We start from the raw sequence: 24,662 nt of genomic DNA on the forward strand, positions 1-24,662 counted from the left end.
ATACTCCGAAAAGGCAACGGATGTCAGACACAAAGCGCGTTGGTTGACCAGCCACCGCCGACGTCTTCGGTCACCGCGGGAAAATCAATGAAGTCGGTGGCCCTTCGGGAGTGAGTTTCTTTACCGAGATTTGGGCCTGCGCACTGCCGCATCTGTCGACGCGGCAATATAGCAGGGTCGTCGAAAGTTGGGTGTCGAGCATCGGGCTTGATCCGAAGCGCTACGGCACGCACTCGATGAGACGGACGAAGGCGGCGCACATGGCCATCTCTGAGCAGGTCGAGCTGTAGTACTTAATGGCGGCGCTTCGAAGAGAAGCGCCGCCATCTGGCGCCCGTGGTGAGGGTGCAGCAATGAACTGAACGCCGTGCATTTGCGGGTTTTGCGGTCCTGGCTGACGATTGGGGTGTTCTCAATCTCAGACAGGAGGTTGCATGACGGAGGATAGGACCTCCCCGCTACGCGAGCGGATGATCGAAGACATACGCATCCGTGGACTGGGCGACAAAGCCCAGCAAGCCCATAATCGGGCGATCAAGAATGTCGCCGGGTTTCTCAAGCGATCACCAGATCCGGCGACACCCGATGACCTGAGCGCCTACCAACTGCACGGTGGTGCGCAGGAGCATCAGAAGAGCTCGAGAGGTGACCTCTGTCGCCACGATTTTCGGCCAAGCCTGTCACGCGTTCTGGGCCGAGACTTTTAGGGACACGCACGTGAGGAGCCGCCGAGTAGAAGTCGGCTGGGAAGGCTCACGATAGTCCTGGCGATATTCCGAAGCTTCCATCGGCCGTTGGTCGGTTCCACGACGCCTTCATTTAACGGTTCAGCTTGCTCGCGATACTGGTCGCGAGACGGGATATGGATGTTGCCTTGGTCTCGGGAAAGGATCGTCAAAGTGGTAAGCATCTGCTCCGTCCTCTGTGCGGTGTGAGAGCAGGCTCGATCAACAAGGCTCTTTCTGTCCTAAATCTCCCTTCGAAAAATTCCGAAATCTTCTAAATCGTCAGCCTTCCTCGAGGCCCGCCTTCCGCAGCCCTTCGAGCAAGGCAGCCATCCTCGTCGGGTCCTTGGCAGGCTGTCCGGCCTCGATGCGGGCGATTGTAACTGCCGGAGTAATGCGCTTGAGCGCACGCAGATAGCTATGCGCTTCCTCTATGCGGCCGAGATGGGCATTGGCAGCGATCAGCACCCATAGGGTCGGGTCAAAGTTGGGATTGCTTGCGAGTGCGCGAGCAGCCCAGGATTTAGCTTCGGCGTATTCGCCGCGGATCAGGTGCACGTCCGCGATCCCGCAAAGCGAAAAATGGGCGCCCCGATCGCCGGGACTCAAACGGTTGGCCCGATGGAAGTGGGCGAGCGCCTCATCAAGGCTCCCACAATGAAGATGCGCAAGGCCGGCCCTGACCAGGACCATCAGATTGTTTGGGTTGGCTTCTGCCGCAGATTGCAGAACCGCCACAGCCCAGTCGTAGTCCTTTGCTGTCTGGAGCAACGCGACACCGCAATGCGCCATCACCATCGCGTCTCCCGCTGCATGTTCGAGGCCGCGGCGCGCGAGCGCCGCACAATCTCCCACGTCGTCCCTGCCGAGCGGTGCCCAGCCCATCGTGTGACGATGTTCGAGGGCCCAGGCCGCATGCGCGAGCAAAAGGGCATTGTCAGGCTCCGCCTCCAGGCCTTTCATGAGGAGCGCGTACGCCTCGGCGTTGTCGGTTTCGCACTCTGTCGAGATCTTTGCCAGAGCTCGCAGATAGATGTCGTAGGTCGCGATGCTTCCCGACCGAGCCAGACGCGACCGCTCGATCTCTGCCGTCTGGATATGCGGTTCGATCAACGTCGCGACGCTTTCGGTGATCCGGTCCTGGAAATCAAAAAGGTCGCCGACCAGGCCATCGAAACTCTGCGCCCAGAGGTGTATCCCACTGCCGCCGTCGACGAGTTGCGTCGCAATCCTCAATCGATCTCCCGACCGTCTTACGCTGCCTTCGAGCAAATAGCCCACCCCGAGTTCTTTCGCGACCAAGCGCACGTCCGGGAGACTTCCATTGTATCCGAACGAGCAATGTCGGGCGACCACTGCGAAGCTCTTGAAGCGGCTCAACGCCGTAATGAGGTCGTTCACCACGCCGTCTGCGAAGTAACCCTGGTCAGGACTACCCTCGAGATTGGTGAAGGGTAGAACCGCGAGTGTTGGCCTTACCGGCATCACTGCCATGCCTCCTTCGCCCGCGGATGCGATCGCAAAGCGATAGCCAGTGCGCGGTATGGTCGCGATCCATTCCCGGCCATCAGGAGCCGTGCCGAGCACCTTGCGCAAGGCCGCGATCTGAACGGTAAGATTGCTTTCTTCGACGACCGTATTCGGCCAGCATCGCTCTATCAGGTCGGCCTTCGACAGGACCTTTCCTCGGGCCTCCAGCAGCGCCTGAAGGAGCGCAAGGCCGCGGTGACCAACAACGACGGCCTTGCCGTTCCGCTGCAGCAGAGAGCGGCCGGGATCAAGCACGAAGTCACCGAAGGCATACAGCGGCTCCACCATGCCGGGAACCATAGCCTATACACAATGCCATAGGAATGTCGTTGAAGCGACCAATACCTTATGCGGCCGAACGAGCTCGTTCGGCATCACAGACTGTAGGACATCCAAAGGCAACACGTAAAATCGACCCTTACGCCAGGGGACGAGGACGAGCCCTAGGCATCTTCCAGGTGTCGCGTTCAGCGGCCCAGATGCGCCAACAGCGGACGAACCACGAACTGACTAGGGCGCGCCGAAACGATACAATCAGGAAATATGGGTGACATGGTTTGCCTGCCGATATGATGGCGCGCAAGCGAACCGACGGATGAAGGGCCTCCATGTCTCCGCAGATCAAGACCAACGTGCGTGACGACGCCTTTGCGGTGCGGCGCACTGTCTTCATAGAAGAGCAGGGCTATGAGAATGAGTTCGACGGCATCGACGACCACCCTTCCTGCGTGCACGTGACGCTTTATATCCATGGCGAGCTGGCCGGGTGCTCACGCCTGTTTCCCGAGCTAGTTCAGCGCGCACTCGCGCCCGAGAGCCCTCAGTCGCCCCCATGCACGTTCGATGAGGGCGTGACGGCAGGGGAGACGTACCTGCTGGGCCGCGTAGCCGTGATGCCGGCGTTTCGCCGCCGGGGTTTGGCGAGTGTGATCATTGCCGTGAGCGACGAGGCCGCGCGCGAGGCCGGAGCTAAACTGGTGAAGTTGCATGCCCAGGAATACGCGCACGATCTATACGCCAAGCAGGGCTATACGCAGATCAGCGATGTCGATTACGAGGACGAGGGCCAGCCGCACCTTTGGATGGCCAAGCGGCTGTGAATGCGGACGGTTGCGTCAGCAGCAGATGAGAGACTACGTGTTCCCCAGAGGCGAGCGAGCTTTGGAGCCCATAGCTGAAATTAGGAGCTTAGGTGACCTCTCAGTCAACCGTGAGTTTATGATGGCGGTGCAGGGACATGGAGGCAGTCGGCACGTTCCGGTCATCGAACCTGTCGCAAAAGTCCGTCGCGAGATTCCAACTTTTGCAAGGGTATTCTTGCGACAGAATTTTACTGAAAAATCAGCTCCGCGATTTTGTCGCGAAATTTAGGATCTGTGCGGCGAACCATCCTTGTGGAAGGGCAACACCGGCCTAAAGTGGCTTTCGGAAGAACACGACGCGCTCTGTCTCCTCAAATCCTAAAGCGGCATGGAGCGCATGGCTGGCTGAATTCTCAAGCAGCGCGTCAGAGCCAAACTCGACACACCCAAACGGCTTTCCCCAATCGGCAACGGCATTGCAAAGCAATCGTGCGATACCCTTTCGCCTGTCAACGGGCCGAACATAAATTCCTTCGAGGAATAGAACGGGCGAGCTGCTGCATCCATTCACATAATCATGTCGCAAAGTGGCCTCAGCAAGCCCGACAGCTTCATTCTCAGCATTTCGAGCGATGAACGCGACGGCTTCTCCACTTTCTGAAAGAAACGCCCGGCTCAACTCAGCTCGATGATCTTCGAGCGAGTGATGCGGCCACAGCGCAACGCGAAGCTCCGCCCACGACTCGATATCTTTTATGGTCCCAATCTCGATAATCGTTTCCATACTGTGGTTCTCTTTGGTCGCGAAGTTCCCGATTGCAGCGACCCTTGTTTGCCTGACTTTTGCAACGTCGCAGAATAGACGGTTTTGCGACGGCCGCAATGAACGCTGTTGGCGACCAGCACAGGCTCCACAAAGACGGCCCTCTTCTTCTTCTTCAGGTTCACCGCCGGCGAATCCGTCCGGATTGCCTCGAGCAATTCGCGCAGCTTGGCCGACTCCGCGCATGTCCAGCCGGTTGCGCAGCCGCCGACATAGACAAGCCCACCCCTCCTCCTTGCCGCCAGCAGCGGCCGCCCGATCGCGCCAGGTACGGTAGACGGCTCGAACCCAACGATCACGAAGCTGTCGCTGCGCACGCACGTGATCTTCTGCCAGTCGGGCCGACGGCCGGAGTGATAGGGCTTGTCACGGCGGTTGGGGACGATCCCCTCGAGGCCGCGCTCGCGTGCGAGCCGAGGACACGCTGCAGCATGCCGAAGTCGGAGCGGCCGTGCTCGTCGAGCACGACCGCCTCGCCGTCGAGGATGGCGGTCTTCAGCCCAAGAAGCCGCGCCTCGGCTGCGATAGCTGGGAAGCGATCGGTCCAGTCATAGCCGCCCCGCGTCATGATCCGTACCTGGCCGGACTGAACGGCTAGCCTGTACCCGTCCCACTTCACCTCAAAGGTCCAGTCCGGCCCCGGAAGGTGGTCTGTCGACAAGCGTCGCCAGGTATGAATCGACGCGTCCCGGCACGGAGCCGGGCGTAGGTGGGTCAGGCGGTTTCCTCGAGAACGCTCTTACCATTCGTGCATTCACACGCAAACGCCCCCAATCGGATCGCCCCCTCGAAATTTCGTGGAGAAAAGATGAGCCCGATCGTTTACGGGGGACCAGCGAGCTCATCAGTCGAGACGGGAAGTGATTTTTGCTGTGGGTTCATCTTAACAGGCGCGGCAGGCTTGTCGATTAAGCCTTAGATACATACTAGGCTTCGGGACTAAGCCCTTCGTCGCTGTCGAGTAGCGCTTTCAGAAGCTGCCTTCTGTTCTTCATATCCAACTCTCGCATCAAATACAGAACCCTCAAGCCCTCCATCACCGCCGTGTGGCTTTTCGGGTCGACCTGGTGCACTTCGCACCAGTCGGAGACGACCTGCTCAACAAGCTCGACCTCGGTCTCCATCGTCGGTGCAACTGAGCAGGCAAACGCCGAAGCACCGGAGCTGGTGGCAGAAACAGGGAGATTTGCGCAAGCATTCAAATTGAAGTCTTGCGATTGCTGACCGAAAAAGGCGCCGCCGGAAGTCCGTGAGGACAACGCCGCTCGAACCATGCCCCCGCCGATCGGCAGTTTTCCAACTACCTATTTGCGACCACGTCTCGCAGGGCTTCCTCCCTCCTTATGCCCGACTGGAACAGGTCGATCAGCCTTTGCGCGAGTATTTCCGCTTCTTCGCTGTCGGCCCGGAGCTTTCGAAGCTCCAATTCGCAGTCGAAAACTCTCTGCAGCAGACAGAGGTCGTCCGGCCCAAGAGGAGATTCACAAGTTACTTGGCTGGCAGGATACATGACGCGACTCCCTCAACTGAGGCGAAAGCGCAACGTCCCTTCTTCAAGCTTTTAAGCGGCGCTCTTGACCGCTTGCCGCTGATGTCTGGAAGTATACACCACGATTTGTGGCGGTGCTGCCACAAAAGGAAGGACTCCGAACCAGATGTGCATTACCAACATACGGAGAACTGTTAGTGAATCAGGTACTTTTTCGCATCGCTGATTTTCTTTCTCGCCCTCCGGCTTCCATTTCGTGATCGCGGCGATGATTGCCAGCACCGAGCTGGTGCCGTTCGGCCTCACCAACGTCATCACCTATGCGCTGTCGGTCGTGGCAATCGTGATCACGAGCGTCGTCTTGATTCAAGGCTATCGCGACACTTCGCCATCCACGCCAAGCTCGACGAAATCGTCGTATCCATGCGTGAGACCCGAAACCACTCGGCGGCGTGTTCGCTCGTGCCAATACGTCTGGGTCGGCTGGCGGGCCGGGCGAGGTTCCAAGGGCGGCTTCTATCCCACCGGGATGAACGGAAAGATCAAGATCCCGACCGGGGCCGCGAGACCGTCTGCGGGCGATCGCGCCGCTAATACAGCACGCTTCCCCATCACTCCTTCAGACCAAAGACTAATGGGCGACCGGACCTCTGGCGGGGTGCCTGCAGGGTCCGAAGTCCTATGCCGGAACAGGTTGTGATCGTTCGAGTTTGAAGGGCAGGTTGCAGCCTCAAGTCTCTCAACGTGAGGAAAGGAACTCCGAATGCGGTATTTCATAAGGGCAGCCCTCGCAGCGGGCCTTCTTGCAGGCACCACTCTGGGCGCCTACGCACAGTCGAGTAGTACGGTCGGAACGGGCGGCACCAGCGCGGGCGGTGGCACCTCGAGCAGCACCGTCGGAACGGGCGGTAGCTCTGCGGGCGGCAATTGCGACCCGAACACCACCAATTGCCAATCCGGCTCCGCATCAACGCTCGGAACGGGTGGTTCTTCGGCGGGTGGCGGCACATCAAGCAGTTCTGTCGGTACGGCCGGATCCGCGGCAGGTTCAGGTAACGCCGGCTCGGCTTCCACGCTTGGTACTGGCGGTTCCTCGGCAGGTGGCGGGTCCACCAGCAGCTCGGTCGGAACTGGCGGTTCCGCCGCCGGAACGGGCGGTGCGAATTCGACGACGGGTACCGGTGGCTCAACGTCGGGCGAAACGACAGGTAGCGTAACGGGCGACGACAACAGTGCCAGGGATTCCGCCCAGGACAATGAGAGCAACAAGGATTGTCCTCCCGGTCTCGCCAAGAAGGATGGTTCGAAGGGTAAGCGGCCGTCCTGCTAACTTTAAATCTGCTGGCTTGGATAGTTTTCCGAGCCAGCGCCTTTTGTGACAGGAGGAGGCCAATGACCTCCGGTTCATCAGCAATCAACCTACTCGCAGCAATGGGCGTAATGGCCATCATCGCACTAGGTGCCGTGATGGCGGAAGAAATCAAGCTGGACGATGGTTCGACCTGCACGGTTATCGAGCAGAAATCATCAGACGGTGGCGTTTCAACTTCGGTTACTGCCGGATCGGGCAGCGTATCTTCATCCACGACGGTCGGCGGAAGCACGGCAAGTGGTGGATCAGCCAGCAGCGCCGGGTCGTCGGTGACAGCAGGATCGTCCACTGGAGAGAGCTATGCCACTGCAAGCGTTACTCGCCCGGATGGGACGACCGTAACGCGCAGGTCGGACGGGACCTGCGCAATCATCAAGCCGAAGAAGTGAGAGGCGCTGCCATGCTTGGGAGAACTCTGTTTAGAATTTGCGTCGTTGTTGGGGTCACCACAGCAATGCCGGTCCATGCTCAAGAATGCAACACGGCTGCGACCGTAGGATCTGGCGGGAGCGCTGCAGCCGGCGGAACTTCGGCAAGTACGGTCGGCACGGCCGGCACATGCAATACCGATAACGGCACCACCTCATCCATCGGCGTAGGTGGAAGCGCCGCTTCGGCGGACGGAAAGGCGAAAAGCCGGACGACGGTAAAGGAGAACCCAAACCAATTGCAAGGAAAGGCAAAGGCACAAGCCATAGACCAAGGCACATTCAGCAAGTCGCAGACCAAGACCACGGTCAAAGATGACGAATTGCAGAGCAGAACGAAGACCATGTCGCATGTGCCCGGCGAAAAGCCGACAAAGAGCAAGTCAAAAGTCATCATCCCTTTGCCAGAGGAGCAATGACAGCGAACTGATTCGCACTGCTCTTTTGCTATCATCGACCACGGAGCAACTGGAATGAGTTCTGACCAGCGGACCATGTTGTCAATCGCGCTTACTGCGGTGATCGCTATTTTCGCGGCGACTATGATCGGATTATTCTTGGCTTAATTAATCTGCAGGTGACCTGAAGCGACGGTAACCGCCAAGGCGAAGCCCACTCCGCCGCTGCGATGTCTACCACCAGAAGAATTACGGAAAAGCGAGAGCTGCGAGGAACCGCAGCCTCCGCCGTTGGCGCCGAATGGCGATCGTCAGGTTTCGTTTCTGCTGGTCCTCGAGTATTCACACAAGCAAAGCGCCCGCTGATCAGCAGCACGGGCGGCTTCATCGTGCGCCCAGCCGCCCAAGATCGCGATCAGTCCAAGTACAGCCGTCGCCAGTATCGACCGCAATTCTCGCCTCCGCTCTCTGCTTCGTGTCGCGAGCACTCCTCCTGTTGGCGCCGGATGCAAGGCGCTTGTTGACCTGGATCTGCTCCACGTGCACTGCCGCTCTCGCCTGCCTGTCTTCAGTAGGGCGGACGACCAGTCCTTCCGTTGCAGCAGCCCCGACCGAGCAACTGCCACGCAGCATCGCACAACTCCCCCTGCCCTACCTGACCTCAAAGGGACTTTAGTCTGGTGCCGGCAGCATGCTGAGGCGGTCAAAGGTCTGACGCGCCACCAATTCTTTTGCTCTAAGAGAGACCGCCGTTGAGTGGCTACACTCCTAACTCCGTTTCCCGGCGAGCTGAAGCCAGCTTCGTTGAGGCGACGTGCGCAGCGCATCCAATTCACCTTGCAGGGAGAACTGATTGCTCAGCCGTCCACTGGAGAACAGAAAACCAGACCCGATTGATCTTCAAGTTGGCCGAAGAATCCGAGCGCGGCGTCTCTTGACGGGCATGACACAGAGCGCGCTCGCGATGGCCGTTAGCGTGACATATCAACAGATACAGAAATACGAAAACGGTCCGCAGCAAGGTCGGCGCAGGTCGACTTCAGGCAATTGCCCATGCTCTCGATGCCCCGCTGTCATACTTCTTCGAAGTAGCTCTCGCAGAAGATGACAGGAGCACCCCAGATCGCCAGCCGGGTCGAGCGTTGGCCCAGTTTGTCACTAGCCCAATGGGCATTACACTCAACAGGTCCTTTCATCGAATCGGCGACGAGAGGGTGAGGATCGCGTTCCTCAACATGGTTGAACGAGTTGCTGATCGGGACGAGGTGCAAGATTTACCCGAACCCAGTGACCAACACGCACGCGGAGCAGCGAATAAGATCGGGCGATGTTGTCTATCGCAAAGGTGATCGCGATTTTCGCCGTTTGTTGCATGCTACCCTGAACGGCCGCGGGTCACCGTCTCTGCGTTGTCACGATCGTGCCCGCGCCGACTTCCGCATTGTGGCATTCAGCGGTCATTCAGTGCCATCCCAATGAATTTCGGCTCTCCACCCGAAGCGGGAGTGAACGTCATGTATCGAGCGTTGGATGTTCACTGCCGAATATAGAGGCGCGCTTTGAACCGCCCCGTTAAGTTCGGATTCAATCTTTGTTGGTAATTTCCCGTTAGCACTTCCGATCAGTCGCGACGGCACCATGCTCCCGCCGTCGACAATGTTCTGCGTACGGGTCTCCAATGCATTTGTCGGCTGCGCCAGCAATTGTCCTCACCTGCCTTGTTCTTTCGGGCTGCGCTTCCAGTTCCGGTCCGGAAACGGTCTTGTCGCCACGGCCGTCGCGGGAAGTGACGAGTTCGGTCGCTCCGCCTGCCGCGCCTGTGGTTTCGGTGCCCGGCCCGGTTCCGTCCGGCGATGTCGGCCTGGCCGAAGCGGCAAGCGAGCCGCCGGAAGAGCTCGCCTGGGCCGGCCAGGTGCCGCAGCCGGAAGCCTTCACGACGATGGAGAGCGAAGCCGGCATGCCCGTTCCGATGGAGCGGCCAATCGCAATGGTCGTTCCCGACAATCCCGCCATGGAGGAGGCGCCGCGCACCCGGTCGCGCGTCTACAGCCATCGTTTCCGCGACGCCAAGCCGATCAATTTTGGCAAGCGGTCGCCGAGGAAGATGGCCGTGCACGGCGTCGACGTGTCGCGCTGGCAGGGGAATATCGACTGGGAGAAGCTCCGGACTCAAGGCGCGAACTTCGCCTATATCAAGGCGACCGACGGCGGCGACCATCTCGACCCGATGTTCAAGAAAAACTGGCGCCGGGCCGAGCAAGCCGGGATCAAGCGCGGCGCCTACCATTTCTTCTACTGGTGCCGGACGGCCGGCGAACAGGCCGACTGGTTCATCCGCAACGTGCCGCGCGAGGCCAATGCCCTGCCGCCGGTCATCGACGTCGAATACAACGGCGAATCGAGCTGCAAGCGGCGCCTTTCACCCGAGCGGGTGCGGGAGAAGATGCAGGTCTTCATGGACAAGTTGGAGCGGCATTACGGCCAGCGCCCGGTCATCTACACCGCGCCGGATTTCTATCGCGACAATCTGAGGAACGCGTTCCCCAACCATCCCTTCTGGCTGCGCTCTGTCGCCGCCCATCCGTCGAAGGTCTATCCGGGCCGCAAGTGGCTGTTCTGGCAATATTCCGGCTCCGGCCTGTCGCACGGCGTCGACGGCCGCATCGACCTCAATGTCTTCCACGGCAGCGAGGCCGAATGGCACCGCTGGACGGCGGGGAGTTCGACCTGACGGGCGCGGGCAGCGTCCCGTATCAGGGATGCTGCACGCCTTTGCGGTTGAGCGCGATCGTATAGACGCTGGTCGTCGCCGTGATGAACAGCTGATGCTTGGCGCGGCCGCCGAAGCAGATGTTCGAGACCCGTTCCGGCACGAGGATCTTGCCCATCAGATGTCCGTCCGAGGCGATGCAATGCACGCCGTCGCCGGCCGAGGACCAGAGGTTCCCGTCGCTGTCGACGCGAATCCCGTCTGCGGCGCCGGGCGTGATCGCGTGGAACACCTCGCCGCCCGAAAGCGCGCCATCGGCGCCGACGTCGAAGGCGCGGATATGCTGCGGGTCCGAGGAGAACATGCGGCCCGTGTCGGCGACGTAGAGCCGGGTCTCGTCCGGGCTGAAGGCGAGGCCGTTCGGGCAGTTGAAATCCGTCAGGACCGCCTCGATCGAACCGGATGGGCGCACCCGGTAAACCTGGCAAGGCAGTTCCTGCTCGGCGCGGAAGCCCTCGTAGTCGGTCATGATCCCGTAATGCGGATCGGTGAACCAGATCGAACCGTCCGACGTCACCACGACATCATTGGGCGAATTCAACCGCTTGCCCTGGTAGCTGTCGGCAATGACCGTGATCGATCCGTCGAGCTCCGTCCGCGTCACGCGCCGCGTGCCGTGCTCGCAGCTGACGAGCCGCCCCTCGCGGTCGCGCGTATGGCCGTTGGCATAGTTCGAGGGGCTGCGGAACGTCGAGATGCCGACCCCCGGCAAAAAGCGGAGGATGCGGTTATTGGGGATGTCGGAGAAGAGCAGGCAGCCGGCGTCGCCGAACCAGACCGGCCCTTCGACCCAGTCGAAGCCTGTCGCGATCTGCTTGAGAGGGGCATTGCCCATGACAAAGGACTTGAAGCTGGGGTCGACCGCCTCGAAGAACGACATTCCGATTTTCCTCCCGATTTTCGCCTGCGGTTTCCTCGCAGCCGAGTGTTGCATCGATACAGAGTGCTATAGCACTTGGGTCGGCCAGCGTACGGCGCTTCACTTCAATCCTCATTCCTGTGCTTGTCACAGGTGCCAGCCAGCCAAGTCCTTGGCTGAAAGAGTCAGCCGCGCCGCAGACGCGGCGCTGCTGGATCCCTGTGACAAGCACAGGTATGAGGGCGGAGGGAATCAGCCAAGCTCCATTCCCTATGATCGTGTGCCACGACATCTGGCGGCGGCGCATCTTCCGGTTGCCCGCAGATTGCCTCGCCGTCGCGGCGACGGCAAGCGTCCGTCAGGAAAAGGCGATCTGCGCCTTCATCGCCTGGCTGCGGTCGCTCGCCAGTTCGAAGGCGCTGACTGCGTCCGCAAGCGGCACCGTGTGGGTGATCAGCGGCTTGACGTCGATCAGTCCCTTCTGCATCAGCCCGACGCCGGTCGCGAACTCCTCGTGGAAGCGGAAGGAGCCGCGCAGATCGAGCTCCTTGGCGGTGATCGCCATCATCGGCAGGCTCATGTCGCCGCCGAGCCCGAGCTGGATGATGATGCCGCGCGGGCGAAGCGCGGCGATGCCGGCGGCAAGCGCTGGTGCTGCACCGGAGCACTCATAAAGGACATCGAAACGGCCCTTGTCAGCGCCGTAGGGAGCGAGCGCATCCGGCTCGCTCTTCATGTTGATGACCCGATCGGCGCCGGCTTTCTTCGCGAGCGCCAGGGTGAAGTCGGACAGGTCGGTGGCGACGATCTCGGCCGCGCCGGCGCGGCGCGCCGCGAGGATCGCAAGCACCCCGATCGGTCCGCAGCCGGTGACGAGAACCCGCTTGCCGAGCACTTCTCCGACCCGCCGCGTCGCATGCAGCGCCACCGCCAACGGTTCGGCGAGCGCCGCCTCGCCCGGCGTCAGGCCTTCGGCTGGCACGCATTGGATTGCATCGGCGACAAGCACCTCGCGGAAGGCGCCCTGGATATGCGGGAACGGCATGGCGCTGCCGTAGAAGCGCATGTTGAGGCACTGGTTGTGAAGCCCCTCCTGGCAATAGCGGCAGGTCCGGCAGGGCCGCGACGGCGATACAGCGACGAGCTGGCCTGTCTTCAGACCGTCGACGCCAGGTCCCAGCGCTTCCACATAAGCCGAGACCTCGTGGCCGAGGATCATCGGCTCGCGCAGCCGCACGGTGCCGAAACCGCCATGATTGTAATAATGCAGGTCGCTGCCGCAGACGCCGCCGACGGCAAGGCGAAGCTGGACTTCGCCCGCGCCGGGCGCCTCGACGGCCCGCTCCTCGATGCGCAGGTCCTTTGCGCCGCGAACGACGATCGCTTTCATCGGAGGCTCCTTACAATACAGGCGTCAGCAGCGGCTGGCCGGCGAAATGTGCGGCGAGATTGTCGCGCACCAGCTTACCCATGGCCTTCCGCGTCTCGATCGTACCGGAGGCATGGTGCGGCTGAAGCAGGACGTTGTCGAGGGTTAGAAAACGGGGGTTCAGCGCCGGCTCGCCTTCGAAGACATCGAGCGCCGCCGAACCGAGCGTGCGGTTTTCCAGCGCTTCCACAAGCGCCTCCTCGTCGATGTTGGAGGCGCGGGAAATATTGACCAGCATGCCCTCGGGGCCGAGCGCGGCGATTACCTCTCGGCCGACGATATGGCGGGTCGCGGCCGAGGCGGCGAGCGTCACGAACAGGAAGTCCGAGCGGGCGGCAAGCGCCACCGGGTCGGCGACAAATTCCCATTCGGATGCGTAGGACTTCGCCTCGACGTCGGAATAGGCAATGTCCATGTCGAAGCCCTTGAGGCGCTTGGCGACCTCGTAACCGATCCGGCCGAGGCCGAGCACGCCGGCGCGCCGGCCCCAGACGCGACGCTTCAGCGGATAGAGGCCCTGTGTCGCCCAGCTGCCGTCCTTCACCCAGCTTTCCGCGCCGATCATTCCGCGCGACAGGCAGAGCATCATCGCGACGCCGAGATCGGCGACGTCGTTGGTGAGCACGTCAGGCGTGTTGGTGACGCGCACACCGCGCTCGCGGCAGGCGGCAAGGTCGACCGCATCGAAGCCGACGCCATAGACGGATATCACTTCGAGCCCCGGGCAGGCCTCGATCATCGCACGGGTTGCGCCGAGTTCGCCACGGGTGGCGATCGCCTTCACGCTCGGCCCGACCTCGGCCAGGAAGCGCGTCTTGTCGACGGCATCGAAATAGCGGTGCACGGTGAAGGCGTCGTTCAGCGGCACCTCGTCCCACTCCGGATAGGGGCCGACCTGGAGAATATGCGGCTTGTTCAATTCAGAAACTCCGTCCCTTGACATTGAATGTTATCGATAACATAAACAGATGAATTCGAGTTGTCGAGACGAAATGCGGGAGGAAAAATGGCCCTTGAAATGTTCGATCTGAAAGGCCGGCGGGCGCTTGTCACCGGCTCTTCGCAGGGCATCGGCTTTGCGCTCGCCCGCGGCCTCGCCGCTGCGGGGGCAGAAGTCGTCCTCAACGGGCGGGATGAGACAAAGCTCGCCGAAGCCACCGCCTGCATTGCCGGCGCTAAAAAACTCGCCTTCGACGCCACCGACCACGGAGCCGCGCGAAGTGCCGTCGACGGTTTCGAGGCCGAGGTCGGGCCGATCGACGTCCTCGTCAACAACGCCGGCATGCAGCACCGCACGCCGCTCGAGGATTTCCCCGCCGACGCCTTCGAGAAGCTGCTCAGGACCAATATTTCAACAGTTTTCAATGTCGGCCAGGCGGTGGCGCGGCACATGATCAAGCGAGGCGCCGGCAAGATCATCAACATCGCCAGCGTCCAGACTGCCCTTGCCCGCCCGAGCATCGCCCCCTACACCGCCACCAAGGGCGCGGTCGGCAATCTCACCAAGGGCATGGCGACCGACTGGGCGAAATACGGCCTGCAGTGCAATGCGATCGCGCCGGGCTATTTCGATACGCCGCTCAACGCCGCCCTGGTCGCCGATCCGGACTTCTCGGCCTGGCTCGAAAAGCGTACGCCCGCTGGCCGCTGGGGCAAGGTGGAGGAGCTGGTCGGCGCCTGCATCTTCCTCGCCTCGGATGCTTCCTCTTTCGTGAACGGACACGTGCTCTATGTCGACGGCGGCATCACCGCATCTCTCTGATATCCCGCAGCGCATGGTGCTGATGGGAGTCGCCGGCTGTGGCAAGTCCTCGGTCGGCGCCGCACTCGCCACGCGCCTCGGCGCCGTCTATTTCGACGGCGACGACCTGCATCCGGCGGCAAACATCGCCAAGATGAGCCAGGGCATCCCGCTTCAGGACGAGGACCGCTGGCCATGGCTGACCCGTGTCGGCGAGGCGCTTGCCGCCGGAACGGGCCCCACGATCATCGGCTGTTCGGCGCTGAAGCGCGCCTACCGGCAACATATTGAAAATACAGCCGGCGGGCCGGTCACCTTCATCCATCTCGCCGGAACGGTCGAGGTGATCGAGAGGCGGGTGAAGGAGCGGCAGGGCCATTTCATGCCAGCGGCGCTGCTCGCCAGCCAGTTCGCGGCGCTCGAGCCGCCGGGACCGGACGAAAATGCCATCAGCGTCGATATCGACCAGCCGCTCGAGGCGGTCGTCGAGGCGATCGCTGCCCAACTGGGAGGACTGCGAGAATGACGAACAGGGTTGCGTTGATCGGTGCCGGAGCCATGGGCGGCGCCATCGGGACGAGGCTCGTCGAAACCGGCAATCAGTTGACGGTCTTCGACCTCGGCCGGGCCAAAGTCCAGGAACTGGTCGACAAGGGGGCACGAGCGGCGGCGAGCGCGGCGGAAGCGGCGGCGGCATCCGATACGGTCATCCTCAGCCTCAACTCGGCGAAGATCGTCCATATCGCCGTCTTCGGCGAGACCGGCGTCGCCAAGGGCGCCAAAGCCGGAACCCTCATCATCGACATGTCCTCGATCGATCCGGAAGCCACCAAGGCGCTGGCGGCGGAAGCCGCCGAACACGGCTTGCGCTGGGTCGACAGCCCCCTTTCCGGCGGCGCGCCGAAGGCGCTCGTCGGGCAGCTGACGCTGATGGCCGGCGGCAGGGAGGAGGACGTGGCGGACGCCCATCAGGTGCTGAAGCACGTCGCCTCCAACTATACCCATATGGGGCCGTCCGGAGCCGGTCAGACCACCAAGCTGATCAACCAGGTCCTTTGCGGCCTGAATTTCCTCGCCGTCGCCGAGGCGACGCAACTGGCGCTCGACGCGGGCGTCGACGCGGCGAAGATCCCGCAGGCGCTGAAGGGCGGGAGGGCCGATAGCGCCATCCTGCAGGAATACATGCCGCGCTTCGTCGCCAGGGATTACCGGCGCACCGGCCGGATCGACAACATGGTCAAGGATCTGAACGGCGCGCAGGACCTCGCCCGCCGCACCAACACGGCCATGCCGCTCACCGCAACCTGCGCGGAAGTGCACCGGATGCTGACGGCGGCCGGCCTCGGCGGCGAGGACCAGGCTGCGCTGATGGAATATTTCAGGGGACCGAACAAGGAGACTGTCGAATGATCACCCGCTACGCGCTGTTCGAGGGAAAGGTGAAGGAGGGCGAGACCGATGCCTTCCGGGCCGCGGTGCTGGAAAACATCCTGCCGAAGTGGAAGGCCTTCCCGGGTGCGCTCGACGTGCGCGTCACCTTCGCCGAGGCGCGCGACGAAGGGGCGCCGGAGATCCCGATGATCCTGGCGATCAACTATCCGGATCTCGCAACGGTCGAGAAGGCGCTGGCGAGCCCGGCGCGGGCGGCGGCGAGAGCCGCGACCGAAGAGGTGCTGGCGCGCTTCTTCGAAGGCCGCATCCACCACCACGTCACCCAGGCGAACGAATACCGCCTTTGAGCGACCCGCGAGCGGCACCCGCCACGTGCCGCTCCGTGCTGGCCTTCCCAGTTGCAGCCTTGATCTCCGGACACACCAATCAAGGCCAGAAAATGACGACGGCCGCTGCGCATTATGCTTGAGAGGAAGGTGTGTGCGCAGCGGTCCAGACGTCATTTCACAGTGACGACGACCTTCCCCTTCGCACGACCCGTGTCGACATAGTCCAGTGCCTCGTTGGTTCTCTCGAACGGGAAGACCCGGTCCAGCACGGGACGTATGACACCCGCCTCGATCAGGGAAGTGATCTTTCCGAGCTGCCCGCCGTTCGCTGTCATGAAGAGAAACGAATAGCTGATCCTCCGGCGCTTCGATTGTCTCCTGATGCCAAAGCTCAGCAGGCGCATGACCAGTTGAAGCAGCCAGCCAGAGCCGTTCTGCCTCGCGAAATCCGGATCGGGTGGACCGGAAATCGAGATCAGCTTCCCGCCCGGCTTCAGCACGCGGAGGGATTTTTCCAGCGTCTCCTTCTCGAGGCTGTTCAGCACGACGTCGTAGCCCTGCAGCACTCTCTCGAAGTCGTCGTTCTTGTAATCGATCACGACGTCTGCGCCGAGACTTTTCACAAGGGCGATATTTGCTGTGCTCGCGGTGGTGGCGACATATGCTCCGAGATGCTTGGCAAGCTGGATCGCGATCGTCCCCACGCCACCCGAGCCGGCAAGGATCAGGACCTTGTGTCCCTTCTGCACGTTGGCCCGCTCGACCAGCGCCTGCCATGCTGTCAGCGCGACAAGCGGAATGGACGCGGCCTCTTCCATGGTCAAATTGTTCGGCTTCATTGCTACATCGGCCTCGTCGATGGCGATATACTCTGCGAATGTCCCGATGCGATCCTGGGCCGGACGTGCATAGACCGCGTCACCGGCCTTGAATTGCCGGACCTTGGCTCCGACCCGGACTACGATGCCCGCTACATCGTTGCCCAACGCGAGTGGAAGGCGGTAGGGCAGGATGAGCTTGAACTCTCCGTCCCTGATCTTGTTGTCCAGGGGGTTCACGCCGGCGGCATGAATCTCGACCATGACGTCGTTGTCACGCAACTCCGGCTCGGGACCTTCACCGAACCGCAGTGCGCCGCCTTTCGTGTAGCGATCGATGAGGAATGATTTCATCAGTCTAACTTTCGTTTCTTTAGGTGAGCCGGCAGCGCCAGCAGTTGAAAGCTCAATCGCGAAGTCTGTTGAACTTCCGAAGGCTCTTGTCGACGAAGGACTCGGGCAGGAAGCGGCGCATGAAGCGGACCTGTCCTGCCGCTTTTCCGGCGGTGTAGCGTCGTTTGGGCGATGCCGCATTAGCGGCCTTTACGACGGCTCTAGCTACCACCTCGGGTTCATCGCCCTTCGCGACGATCTCGCGCATCAGCCTCTCCGCGCCGGCGCGAGCCTTATCATAGACGGCAAGTGGCCGGTCCGGTCGCGTGATGTTCTCTTCGAAGGACGTGCGGGTCACGCCGGGCTCGACCAGCACGACGCGGATTCCCTGCGTTCGCACTTCGTGGTCGAGAGACTCCGTATAGCCTTCGATGGCGTGCTTAGTCGATGCGTAGAGTGCGTTATAGGGGGCGGGGATCAGGCCGAGTATGGAACTGAGATTGACGATTCGGCCACTGCGCTGCCGCCTCATCAGGGGCAAGACCGCGTTCGTCATGCGCATGGTCCCGAATACATTCACGTCGAATACGGCCTTCGCCTGTGTCGCCGTGGATTCCTCGGCACCGCCAAGTAGCCCAATCCCGGCATTGTTGACGAGAAGATCGATCCGCCCAGCGCGGTTCAGAACCTCGTCGACGACCCGCTCTACGGATGCATCGTCGGTCACGTCGCAAACCAGCATCGTAATGCCGTCGGAGGTACCGGGCATCGGCTTTCGGCTGGTCCCGAAGACATGGTAGCCATCGCGCCGCAGCGCCTGTGCCGTCACCAGCCCGATGCCGGAGGAAGCACCTGTAACCAGGGCGATGCCGCGTTCTGTCTTCATCGGTGTCCGCTTTCATTTTGTCATGGAAGATCGATGCGCGATCAGTTACTATCAAATTCGTATCAAGTCACTACTAAAAAGATATCGACATGAAGAATTTTTCGGACCAACCTTGTCTGATCGCTCGCAGCCTGGCGCTTGTGGGGGGTGCATGGAGCATGCTGATCATGCGCGATGCCCATGCCGGGCTGACCCGCTTCGATGACTTCCGCAAGAGCCTCGGCATCGCACCGACGATGCTAACGGGGCGGCTTTCGGCACTGACCGACGAGGGGCTGTTGGAGAAACGCCGCTATTCCGATCGTCCGCCACGGGACGAATATGTGCTGACGGAAGCCGGCCGCGACTTTTTGCCCGTTCTGTTTGCGATCGGCGCCTGGGGACGCAAGCACCGCGGCGGGGGTGACGTGACTCGTTTCTTCGACGCCGAGACGGGCACGGAGATCGATCCCATTACGATCGACCGCGCGACCGGAGCTCCGGTCGGAACACGTCCCATTCGCATCGCCGCACCCAAATGAGCCGCACCGCAGCAGATGATGCGCCGACCGACAACGCCTATTGAAGGCGCGCTTCCGGCGCAAAGTTGCCCCTGACGCGCCGTTGTCGAGCTGGCGGCTGCCGGCGAATTAATGCCAAATTGATTGATCCTGAACCTAGAGCGTGATGCGGACGGAATGTGGCATGCACGAGAGGCTTGCATTCCGTCGAAAATCCGGGTGTAGTTGGATTGGTAACGATAACATGGATGTCGATGCACAATATCCGCAAGCCCCCGACGATGGCCGACGTGGCCCGGCGAACCGGCGTTTCGCCGATGACCGTTTCGCGCGCCTTCAAGCGTGACAGTTCCGTCAGCCAGGAGACCCGCGAGGCGGTGCTGCGCGCCGCGGAGGAGCTCGGCTATGTGTTCGACAGCACGGCTTCCAATCTGCGTTCGCAGCGCACCGATTTCATCGCGGTGACGATCCCGTCGATCAACAACGCCAACTTCGCCGACACGGTGCGGGCGCTTTCCGACGGGGTCTCGGAAAGAGGCCTGCAGATCCTGCTCGGCTACACCAATTACGACGTCAGTGAGGAAGAGCGGCTGATCGAGCAGCTGCTGCGGCGCAAGCCCGAAGCGATCGTGGTGACCGGCGGAAAGCATACGCCGCGGGCCCGCAAGCTTCTCTCCAATGCCGGCATCCCGGTGATCGAGACCTGGGACCTGCCCGAGGAACCGATCGGCCATGTCGTCGGCTTCTCAAACGCGCTTGCCGTCCGCGAAATGGTCGATCATTTCGTCAGCGTCGGCTATCGGAAGATCGCCTTTATCGGCGGCGACGCCGACCGAGACACGCGTGGCACCGATCGCCGCGCAGGCTTCATCGCTGCCATGAAGGATCACGGGCTCGAGGCGCCGCGCCTGATTGCCGCCGGCCCGCCGCCGATCTCCATGCGCGAAGGCGCGAACGCCATGGGGCAATTGCTCGAGCGCTTTCCGGATACCGAGGCGGTAATCTGCGTCTCCGATCTTTCCGCCTTCGGGGCGCTCACCGAATGCCAGCGTCGCGGCATCGCCGTGCCTGACAAGGTCGCAATCGGCGGATTCGGTGACTACGAGATCGGCGCAATCTCCGTGCCGAGCCTCACCACGATCAACGCCTTTGCCAGCGAGATCGGCGCCAAGACGGCTGAGCTGATCCTGGATGTGCTCGACGGCAAGCTCGACCGGCCGGGCCGGGTGACGATCCGCCCCGACCTGATCCTGCGCCAGACCAGCCGGTAGCGCACAATCCTACAGCGCCGTGCGCCTTATCCGACGCACAAAAGACGCTGTAGCACTTTGGATTGCTGCATGTGTCCTCAAATGGCGTACGATTTAAGGGCACATGCAGTCGTCAGGACCTAAAGGCACAAGCGCTCAAGCATGCCATATTCCACGATCTCGATGCCGCGGGCACCGTGTAATTTAATAATGCCCTTGTTCTTCAATTTTGTAAGCGAACGCGAAACGGTCTCGATCGTCAACCCGAGGTAATCGGCGATGTCGACACGCGGCATGAACAATTCGAATCGATGCGAAGGACCGGAACGCTGCGACATCTCGAGCAAGAAGGCGGCGACCCTTTCGACTGCACTTTGGCGGCCGATGACGAGTTGGTGTTCCTGGGAAGATAGGAAATTCTCCAGCACCGCGGGCAAAAGCCCCTGCCAAACATGCGGATTTTTCTGGAGATTGATGCTCTTTACACCGGTGCTGCCGATCGCTTCGGCGGTGGAACGGTGCCGGCACTCGTTCTGCAGGCCAAACCAGCTCCCCCCGAAATAGAATGCAAGAATCTGTCGCCGGCCGTTCGCAAGTACACGGTACACGCGGACGGCCCCATATTCGACCCGATAGGCTTGGCCGGCAGTCTCCCCGGAAGAGTAAATGCTCTCTCCGTCCAGGAAACTGCTTAGCGGCCGCGATTCCACTTCGCCCTGATCACGAAGCCTTACGGCGACGCCACTTATTTGCCGCCCCGACGGCGCCAATACCGGACTATGCATTGTTCCACTCCCAACAATGTGCCCCTGCGCAGGACGACCTCTGCGAACGGCGAATCTTACTTGTGCTCCGCGAGCGCTGAACCACTGGACACACTGTCCCGGCTTCGGCTCTGACATCGAGGCCAAGGGCCGACCCGGAACTTAGATGAGACCCTTCGCCAGCCAGAGCGCTTGTTCGATCTCTGCCGCCAGGCTCTCTACCAGGCCCTTGAACTCCGCACGGCGTTCCTCACGAACATGGAAAGGAAGCTGATCGGTGTGAGCAAGCGCGCTTTCAGCAGCTGCGAAGTCCTCGCACATTCCCCTGAAGCTCTCGTCACGGATCGACAACTCCCTGATCTGCAGCGAGCGCGCCGGAAATCGGCGCAGTGCCGCTGCCAGGCCGTGTTGGTCGTCGCCTTCCGCCGATCGCCTGATCATTTCGCTCCACCCCTCGAGTCCGAAATGAAATACAACTTTAATTTATCCTCTCAGTATATTGCGCTTTGCCCGGGTAAGGACGTAGAATACAGGAGCTTACAGCGCCGCCGACACAATCATACGTTGTGAGCGACTTGGGGGGCGGACATGGTAATCGCGGGCCACGGTCGCGTCCGGGTCGAACCGAGTACTGCTCTACCCACTGACGCGGAAATTCGTGCACAGCTCGATCGAATTCGGCTCAGCGCCGAGTTCGATGCACCGGATCGCGCTCGAAAATTCCTTGCCTATGTCGTCGAGGAAACGGTTGCAGGCCGTTCCGACCGCATTAAGGCCTATTCGATAGCAACCGAAGTCTTTGGCCGAGACTCCTCCTTCGACGCTCAGACGGACCCGGCCGTCCGCATCGAAGCTGGCCGTATACGGCGCGCGCTCGAACGCTATTATCTGGTCGCAGGCCGCGACGATTCCATCGTTATCAAGATACCGAAGGGCGCCTATGTGCCGACATTCGAAAGGCACGTCGATGCGCATACCGAAACCTCTCTTCGCTCTTCTGCGTTTGCCGGACCGATTTCTTCAATAGAGCCCTCCCGGCAGCCATGGATCCGGGTCGGGATAGCAGCCATCGCCTTTGCCCTCGGCGGTCTTGCGGAATATGCCTTGCTTCAACCCGGCACTACTACAGGAAATGGCTCGAATACGGCCCGTGTCAGGCCGAACATCCCGACATTGGTCGTTCTGCCATTTGAGGATCTCTCCGCGACGCCGCAATCGGCAGTGATCACGCGGGGTCTCGCCGACGAGGTCGTCGACAAGATCGCCCGGTTCAAGGAGATCGTCGTCGTCACTCGTGATAATCCGGATCACCTGCGACAAGCGACCGATGGTCCAGCTTATGCGCTGGAGGGGCGGGTCCGGCTCGATGGCGACAGGCTGCGGCTGGGGATCAGACTCATGAAGCGTTCCGACGCGTCGGTGGTGTGGGCCAACAATTACGACGAAAGCCTCGAGACGCATAAGATCATCGACCTGCAGGAGAAAGCCGCCGCTGCTGTGGCGACCGCAGTGGCACAACCATATGGCGTCGTCTTCCAGGCAAACGCAACGCAGTTCACCCAGTTCGTTCCGGACGACTGGAAAGCCTATGCCTGCACGCTCGCCTATTACGGCTATCGCAGCGATTTGAACCCGCAAACGCATGCCTCGGTTCAAGAATGCCTGGAGCTGGCGACCCGGGAATTCCCCAACTACGCTACGGCCTGGGCGCTTTTGTCGATGACCTACATCGACGAGCTCCGGTTCCGCTATCGTCTCGATCGGACGTCGCCGGTCTCGCTGGAGCGGGCGATCGAGGCAGCGGTGCGCGCCGTGGAACTCGATCCGCAGGACGTGCGCGCCCTGCAGGCGCAGATGCTCACCCTCTACTTCCGGGGCGAATTCGATGCTGCCCTGGCCGTCGGAGCTCGCGCCTTTGCCATCAATCCCAACGACACCGAGCTTGCCGGCGAGTACGGTTTTCGGCTCGCCCTGTCGGGCCAATGGCGGGTCGGCTGCGCGTACCTGTCGCAAACAGTCACGAGAAATCCCGGCCCGGTCGGATATTTCGAGGCAGCCCTGGCAGTCTGCTCCTATATCGAGGGCGATTACGCGGACGCGGAGCGCTGGGCACGCTTGGCCGACCTTCGTGCCAATCCGATTTATCGGGTCATCTTGCTTGCAATTCTTGGGAAACTCGGCAAGACGGACCAGGCACACGAAGAACGAAAATGGCTCGAAGCAAACGTTCCGGGCTTCCTCGACAATATCCGAAAGGAGGTCGCCTTCCGGATTCGTCGCCCGGAGGACCAGCAGCACTTCATCGAAGGCTTGCGCGAGGCCGGCGTGTCAGTTCCGAGTAACTGACGAAAGCCGTGAAGACTCGGGCAGAGGCTTTCCTGCCGCTGAATCCGGATGCATCCACATCATCACCAGGTCGTAGAACACACTGAGAATGATCGGCCCAAGGAAGAGGCCGATCAGCCCGTAAGAGAGCGTGCCACCGAGCACCCCGAGTAGAATGACAAGCGTTGGGGTCGACAGTCCGCGCGCCACCAGGATCGGCTTCATGACGTTGTCGATGATGAGAAGCGGGATCAGCAAGAGTGTGAGCAGGATGGCCCGGCCGAAATCCATCTCCAGCCAAGCCCAGGTCATTACCGGCAGCAAGACCAGTGCGGGCCCGATTTGAACGATACAGAGGATGAGGACGACGAAGGCTATTGCGCCGGGTGCCGGAACATCGAACAGACTCAGCACCAAGGCGCAGAGAAAGGCCTGTAGCAGCGCAACGCCGATGACGCCGCGGGCGACGTTGCGGATCGTCGCCGCCGCCAGGCGCACGAAGCCGATGCCCCTGTCGCCACCCATCCTGCTGGCGAAACCCTCCGCCATTTCGGCAAGACGCTCTCCGGACCGGAAAAGAAGGCCGGCGACAAGCACTGAAATCACGAAGCCGAGCAAGTCCACGCCCAGGCTGGCGATCTTACCGAGAACTTTGCTCCCCGCGTGCAGCAGCGACGGCTCGAACTGTCTCAAAACGGTTTCGAGGTTGCCGGCCGTCATGCTCCAGGCAGCATGGATGCGCTCGCCGACGAGCGGCCAGTTGCGGACACTCTCGGGTGGTACTGGCAGTTGCAACGCACCATCGTCGAGCCTTGCGAGCAGCGCCTGGACTCCTTCCGCAAAGCTGAGGGCAATGGCCGCGAGCGGACCGACGATGATGACCAGACAGACCATCGTGATCAGGCCCGCCGCCAGCCGCGGCCAGTCACCGAGCATGGCCGAAATGGCGGAGTAGGCCGGATACAGTGCCACGCACAGGATCGCCGCCCAGACGAGAATAACCGCGAACGGCGCGATCAACGTTAGGGACCAATAGGCGAACAGCCCGATGATGCCGATCCTGGCGATCTCCGTGATCTTAGCCTCGACGGATGATCGTCCGACCATGTCGTCGCTGACCGGATTCACTCGGGATGGATCGACATCCATTTTCGCTTCTCACGGCTCCAACGCACTCCGGGAGATGCTACGCCGACTAGGGCGCCATGGCAGTAACATACCGTAGCATACGCCATTCGACGTTCCCCATCCGAGTCTCTGCTCTTACAGATAGCAATGAGAAGAGCCGGCTCCGCATCGATGCTGATGGAGAAGGCTGGCCACGGGGGAATATTGACTGCGATCAATGCCCAGCGGGCACATCTCGCGTATCATTATGCTTGAATAATCAAGGCCATCCGTCCCGAGCTTTCTCTATTC

The 24,662-nt window shown here is 61.3% G+C and carries 24 protein-coding genes and 3 pseudogenes; 15 read left to right on the forward strand and 12 right to left on the reverse strand.

Annotated elements, in window-relative coordinates; all coding sequences use genetic code 11:
- Positions 1–140: 140 nt before the first annotated feature.
- Positions 141–260 (forward strand): annotated as a pseudogene (locus SS05631_RS32105) (tyrosine recombinase xerD); the annotation flags it as partial.
- A 747-nt stretch (positions 261–1,007) separates the two neighbouring features.
- Here the strand turns inward: SS05631_RS32105 and SS05631_RS25945 are convergent.
- Entirely contained in the window at positions 1,008–2,543 is a 1,536-nt protein-coding gene (locus SS05631_RS25945; RefSeq protein WP_037415979.1) for a winged helix-turn-helix domain-containing protein, read from the reverse strand.
- A 320-nt stretch (positions 2,544–2,863) separates the two neighbouring features.
- On the opposite strand from SS05631_RS25945, the gene SS05631_RS25950 reads away from it, so the two are divergent.
- Positions 2,864–3,355, forward strand: coding sequence for a GNAT family N-acetyltransferase (locus SS05631_RS25950; RefSeq protein WP_037415814.1), 492 nt, complete (start codon positions 2,864–2,866; stop codon positions 3,353–3,355).
- A gap of 313 nt (positions 3,356–3,668) precedes the next feature.
- Here SS05631_RS25950 and aac(6') read toward each other — a convergent pair whose 3' ends face one another.
- The 3 genes and pseudogenes from aac(6') to SS05631_RS32110 all read right to left on the reverse strand — a co-directional run bounded on the left by aac(6') (position 3,669) and on the right by SS05631_RS32110 (position 5,434).
- A complete protein-coding gene (gene aac(6') / locus SS05631_RS25955; RefSeq protein ID WP_037415811.1) occupies positions 3,669–4,121 on the reverse strand; it encodes an aminoglycoside 6'-N-acetyltransferase in 453 nt (150 codons plus the stop codon).
- A gap of 110 nt (positions 4,122–4,231) precedes the next feature.
- A pseudogene (locus tag SS05631_RS25960) lies at positions 4,232–4,906 on the reverse strand (ATP-dependent DNA ligase); the annotation flags it as partial.
- Positions 4,907–5,086: 180 nt separating this feature from the next.
- On the reverse strand, positions 5,087–5,434 hold the full coding sequence (locus SS05631_RS32110; protein ID WP_244412108.1) for a hypothetical protein: 348 nt from the start codon (positions 5,432–5,434) through the stop codon (positions 5,087–5,089).
- Positions 5,435–5,846: 412 nt separating this feature from the next.
- Between SS05631_RS32110 and SS05631_RS32115 the strand changes: the two are divergent.
- The 6 genes and pseudogenes from SS05631_RS32115 to SS05631_RS26000 form a co-directional block, all read left to right on the forward strand.
- A pseudogene (locus SS05631_RS32115) lies at positions 5,847–6,090 on the forward strand (hypothetical protein); the annotation flags it as partial.
- A 322-nt stretch (positions 6,091–6,412) separates the two neighbouring features.
- Positions 6,413–6,979, forward strand: coding sequence for a hypothetical protein (locus SS05631_RS32685; protein WP_037421107.1), 567 nt, complete (start codon positions 6,413–6,415; stop codon positions 6,977–6,979).
- Positions 6,980–7,041: 62 nt separating this feature from the next.
- A complete protein-coding gene (locus SS05631_RS31480) occupies positions 7,042–7,410 on the forward strand; it encodes a hypothetical protein (protein WP_083854124.1) in 369 nt (122 codons plus the stop codon).
- An 11-nt stretch (positions 7,411–7,421) separates the two neighbouring features.
- Positions 7,422–7,868, forward strand: a complete 447-nt coding sequence (locus SS05631_RS25990; RefSeq protein ID WP_037421111.1) for a hypothetical protein — start codon at positions 7,422–7,424, stop codon at positions 7,866–7,868.
- A gap of 922 nt (positions 7,869–8,790) precedes the next feature.
- A complete protein-coding gene (locus SS05631_RS32120; protein WP_244412201.1) occupies positions 8,791–8,955 on the forward strand; it encodes a hypothetical protein in 165 nt (54 codons plus the stop codon).
- A 570-nt stretch (positions 8,956–9,525) separates the two neighbouring features.
- Positions 9,526–10,578 carry a GH25 family lysozyme gene (locus tag SS05631_RS26000; protein ID WP_037421114.1) on the forward strand — a complete coding sequence of 351 codons (1,053 nt, stop codon included), beginning with the start codon at positions 9,526–9,528 and terminating at the stop codon, positions 10,576–10,578.
- Positions 10,579–10,600: 22 nt separating this feature from the next.
- Here the strand turns inward: SS05631_RS26000 and SS05631_RS26005 are convergent, their stop codons facing one another.
- The 3 genes from SS05631_RS26005 to SS05631_RS26015 form a co-directional block, all read right to left on the reverse strand.
- Positions 10,601–11,497 carry an SMP-30/gluconolactonase/LRE family protein gene (locus tag SS05631_RS26005; protein WP_037421117.1) on the reverse strand — a complete coding sequence of 299 codons (897 nt, stop codon included), beginning with the start codon at positions 11,495–11,497 and terminating at the stop codon, positions 10,601–10,603.
- Positions 11,498–11,834: 337 nt separating this feature from the next.
- A complete protein-coding gene (locus SS05631_RS26010; RefSeq protein ID WP_037421120.1) occupies positions 11,835–12,866 on the reverse strand; it encodes an L-idonate 5-dehydrogenase in 1,032 nt (343 codons plus the stop codon).
- A gap of 10 nt (positions 12,867–12,876) precedes the next feature.
- Positions 12,877–13,824 carry a 2-hydroxyacid dehydrogenase gene (locus SS05631_RS26015; RefSeq protein WP_037421123.1) on the reverse strand — a complete coding sequence of 316 codons (948 nt, stop codon included), beginning with the start codon at positions 13,822–13,824 and terminating at the stop codon, positions 12,877–12,879.
- An 87-nt stretch (positions 13,825–13,911) separates the two neighbouring features.
- On the opposite strand from SS05631_RS26015, the gene SS05631_RS26020 reads away from it, so the two are divergent.
- From SS05631_RS26020 to SS05631_RS26035, 4 genes are read left to right on the forward strand one after another with little or no spacing between them, the layout of a single operon-like run.
- Positions 13,912–14,667 (forward strand): SDR family oxidoreductase, encoded by a 756-nt coding sequence (locus SS05631_RS26020; RefSeq protein WP_037421126.1) that lies wholly within the window; start codon positions 13,912–13,914, stop codon positions 14,665–14,667.
- Positions 14,636–15,172, forward strand: coding sequence for a gluconokinase (locus SS05631_RS26025; RefSeq protein WP_083854126.1), 537 nt, complete (start codon positions 14,636–14,638; stop codon positions 15,170–15,172). Before SS05631_RS26020 ends, SS05631_RS26025 begins: the two co-directional genes overlap by 32 nt.
- Complete coding sequence (locus tag SS05631_RS26030; protein ID WP_037421132.1) at positions 15,169–16,056, forward strand: NAD(P)-dependent oxidoreductase; 888 nt, start codon at positions 15,169–15,171, stop codon at positions 16,054–16,056. The genes SS05631_RS26025 and SS05631_RS26030 overlap by 4 nt, the downstream gene beginning before the upstream one ends.
- Complete coding sequence (locus tag SS05631_RS26035) at positions 16,053–16,385, forward strand: hypothetical protein (protein ID WP_037421134.1); 333 nt, start codon at positions 16,053–16,055, stop codon at positions 16,383–16,385. The genes SS05631_RS26030 and SS05631_RS26035 overlap by 4 nt, the downstream gene beginning before the upstream one ends.
- A gap of 152 nt (positions 16,386–16,537) precedes the next feature.
- Here the strand turns inward: SS05631_RS26035 and SS05631_RS26040 are convergent, their stop codons facing one another.
- Both SS05631_RS26040 and SS05631_RS26045 read right to left on the reverse strand, forming a co-directional pair.
- On the reverse strand, positions 16,538–17,539 hold the full coding sequence (locus tag SS05631_RS26040; RefSeq protein WP_037421137.1) for an NADP-dependent oxidoreductase: 1,002 nt from the start codon (positions 17,537–17,539) through the stop codon (positions 16,538–16,540).
- 52 nt (positions 17,540–17,591) lie between these two features.
- Complete coding sequence (locus SS05631_RS26045) at positions 17,592–18,404, reverse strand: oxidoreductase (RefSeq protein ID WP_037421140.1); 813 nt, start codon at positions 18,402–18,404, stop codon at positions 17,592–17,594.
- A gap of 89 nt (positions 18,405–18,493) precedes the next feature.
- On the opposite strand from SS05631_RS26045, the gene SS05631_RS26050 reads away from it, so the two are divergent.
- Positions 18,494–18,925 carry a helix-turn-helix domain-containing protein gene (locus SS05631_RS26050; protein WP_095678099.1) on the forward strand — a complete coding sequence of 144 codons (432 nt, stop codon included), beginning with the start codon at positions 18,494–18,496 and terminating at the stop codon, positions 18,923–18,925.
- Positions 18,926–19,158: 233 nt separating this feature from the next.
- Positions 19,159–20,175 carry a LacI family DNA-binding transcriptional regulator gene (locus SS05631_RS26055; protein WP_037421187.1) on the forward strand — a complete coding sequence of 339 codons (1,017 nt, stop codon included), beginning with the start codon at positions 19,159–19,161 and terminating at the stop codon, positions 20,173–20,175.
- A gap of 119 nt (positions 20,176–20,294) precedes the next feature.
- On the opposite strand, the gene SS05631_RS26060 is transcribed toward SS05631_RS26055, so the two are convergent.
- Positions 20,295–20,939 (reverse strand): helix-turn-helix domain-containing protein, encoded by a 645-nt coding sequence (locus SS05631_RS26060; RefSeq protein ID WP_037421146.1) that lies wholly within the window; start codon positions 20,937–20,939, stop codon positions 20,295–20,297.
- 141 nt (positions 20,940–21,080) lie between these two features.
- Positions 21,081–21,359 (reverse strand): hypothetical protein, encoded by a 279-nt coding sequence (locus tag SS05631_RS26065; RefSeq protein WP_050988282.1) that lies wholly within the window; start codon positions 21,357–21,359, stop codon positions 21,081–21,083.
- A gap of 147 nt (positions 21,360–21,506) precedes the next feature.
- Between SS05631_RS26065 and SS05631_RS26070 the strand changes: the two genes are divergently transcribed.
- A complete protein-coding gene (locus SS05631_RS26070; protein ID WP_037421149.1) occupies positions 21,507–23,264 on the forward strand; it encodes an integral membrane protein in 1,758 nt (585 codons plus the stop codon).
- Here the strand turns inward: SS05631_RS26070 and SS05631_RS26075 are convergent.
- Positions 23,247–24,392 carry an AI-2E family transporter gene (locus SS05631_RS26075; RefSeq protein WP_037421152.1) on the reverse strand — a complete coding sequence of 382 codons (1,146 nt, stop codon included), beginning with the start codon at positions 24,390–24,392 and terminating at the stop codon, positions 23,247–23,249. The genes SS05631_RS26070 and SS05631_RS26075 overlap by 18 nt on opposite strands.
- Between the last annotated feature and the right edge of the window lie 270 nt (positions 24,393–24,662).

Origin of the sequence: Sinorhizobium sp. CCBAU 05631, assembly GCF_002288505.1 — a bacterium.
GTDB lineage: Bacteria > Pseudomonadota > Alphaproteobacteria > Rhizobiales > Rhizobiaceae > Sinorhizobium > Sinorhizobium fredii_C.

Bases quoted from the DNA above. Each gene is read 5' to 3' on its own strand.
- SS05631_RS25945 (WP_037415979.1), bottom strand. From the start codon at position 2,543: ATGGTGGAGCCGCTGTATGCCTTCGGTGACTTCGTGCTTGATCCCGGC.
- SS05631_RS25950 (WP_037415814.1), top strand. From the start codon at position 2,864: ATGTCTCCGCAGATCAAGACCAACGTGCGTGACGACGCCTTTGCGGTG.
- SS05631_RS32110 (WP_244412108.1), bottom strand. From the start codon at position 5,434: ATGGTTCGAGCGGCGTTGTCCTCACGGACTTCCGGCGGCGCCTTTTTC.
- SS05631_RS32685 (WP_037421107.1), top strand. From the start codon at position 6,413: ATGCGGTATTTCATAAGGGCAGCCCTCGCAGCGGGCCTTCTTGCAGGC.
- SS05631_RS31480 (WP_083854124.1), top strand. From the start codon at position 7,042: ATGACCTCCGGTTCATCAGCAATCAACCTACTCGCAGCAATGGGCGTA.
- SS05631_RS25990 (WP_037421111.1), top strand. From the start codon at position 7,422: ATGCTTGGGAGAACTCTGTTTAGAATTTGCGTCGTTGTTGGGGTCACC.
- SS05631_RS32120 (WP_244412201.1), top strand. From the start codon at position 8,791: ATGACACAGAGCGCGCTCGCGATGGCCGTTAGCGTGACATATCAACAG.
- SS05631_RS26000 (WP_037421114.1), top strand. From the start codon at position 9,526: ATGCATTTGTCGGCTGCGCCAGCAATTGTCCTCACCTGCCTTGTTCTT.
- SS05631_RS26005 (WP_037421117.1), bottom strand. From the start codon at position 11,497: ATGTCGTTCTTCGAGGCGGTCGACCCCAGCTTCAAGTCCTTTGTCATG.
- SS05631_RS26010 (WP_037421120.1), bottom strand. From the start codon at position 12,866: ATGAAAGCGATCGTCGTTCGCGGCGCAAAGGACCTGCGCATCGAGGAG.
- SS05631_RS26020 (WP_037421126.1), top strand. From the start codon at position 13,912: ATGGCCCTTGAAATGTTCGATCTGAAAGGCCGGCGGGCGCTTGTCACC.
- SS05631_RS26025 (WP_083854126.1), top strand. From the start codon at position 14,636: ATGTCGACGGCGGCATCACCGCATCTCTCTGATATCCCGCAGCGCATG.
- SS05631_RS26030 (WP_037421132.1), top strand. From the start codon at position 15,169: ATGACGAACAGGGTTGCGTTGATCGGTGCCGGAGCCATGGGCGGCGCC.
- SS05631_RS26035 (WP_037421134.1), top strand. From the start codon at position 16,053: ATGATCACCCGCTACGCGCTGTTCGAGGGAAAGGTGAAGGAGGGCGAG.
- SS05631_RS26040 (WP_037421137.1), bottom strand. From the start codon at position 17,539: ATGAAATCATTCCTCATCGATCGCTACACGAAAGGCGGCGCACTGCGG.
- SS05631_RS26045 (WP_037421140.1), bottom strand. From the start codon at position 18,404: ATGAAGACAGAACGCGGCATCGCCCTGGTTACAGGTGCTTCCTCCGGC.
- SS05631_RS26050 (WP_095678099.1), top strand. From the start codon at position 18,494: ATGAAGAATTTTTCGGACCAACCTTGTCTGATCGCTCGCAGCCTGGCG.
- SS05631_RS26055 (WP_037421187.1), top strand. From the start codon at position 19,159: ATGCACAATATCCGCAAGCCCCCGACGATGGCCGACGTGGCCCGGCGA.
- SS05631_RS26060 (WP_037421146.1), bottom strand. From the start codon at position 20,939: ATGCATAGTCCGGTATTGGCGCCGTCGGGGCGGCAAATAAGTGGCGTC.
- SS05631_RS26065 (WP_050988282.1), bottom strand. From the start codon at position 21,359: ATGATCAGGCGATCGGCGGAAGGCGACGACCAACACGGCCTGGCAGCG.
- SS05631_RS26070 (WP_037421149.1), top strand. From the start codon at position 21,507: ATGGTAATCGCGGGCCACGGTCGCGTCCGGGTCGAACCGAGTACTGCT.
- SS05631_RS26075 (WP_037421152.1), bottom strand. From the start codon at position 24,392: ATGGATGTCGATCCATCCCGAGTGAATCCGGTCAGCGACGACATGGTC.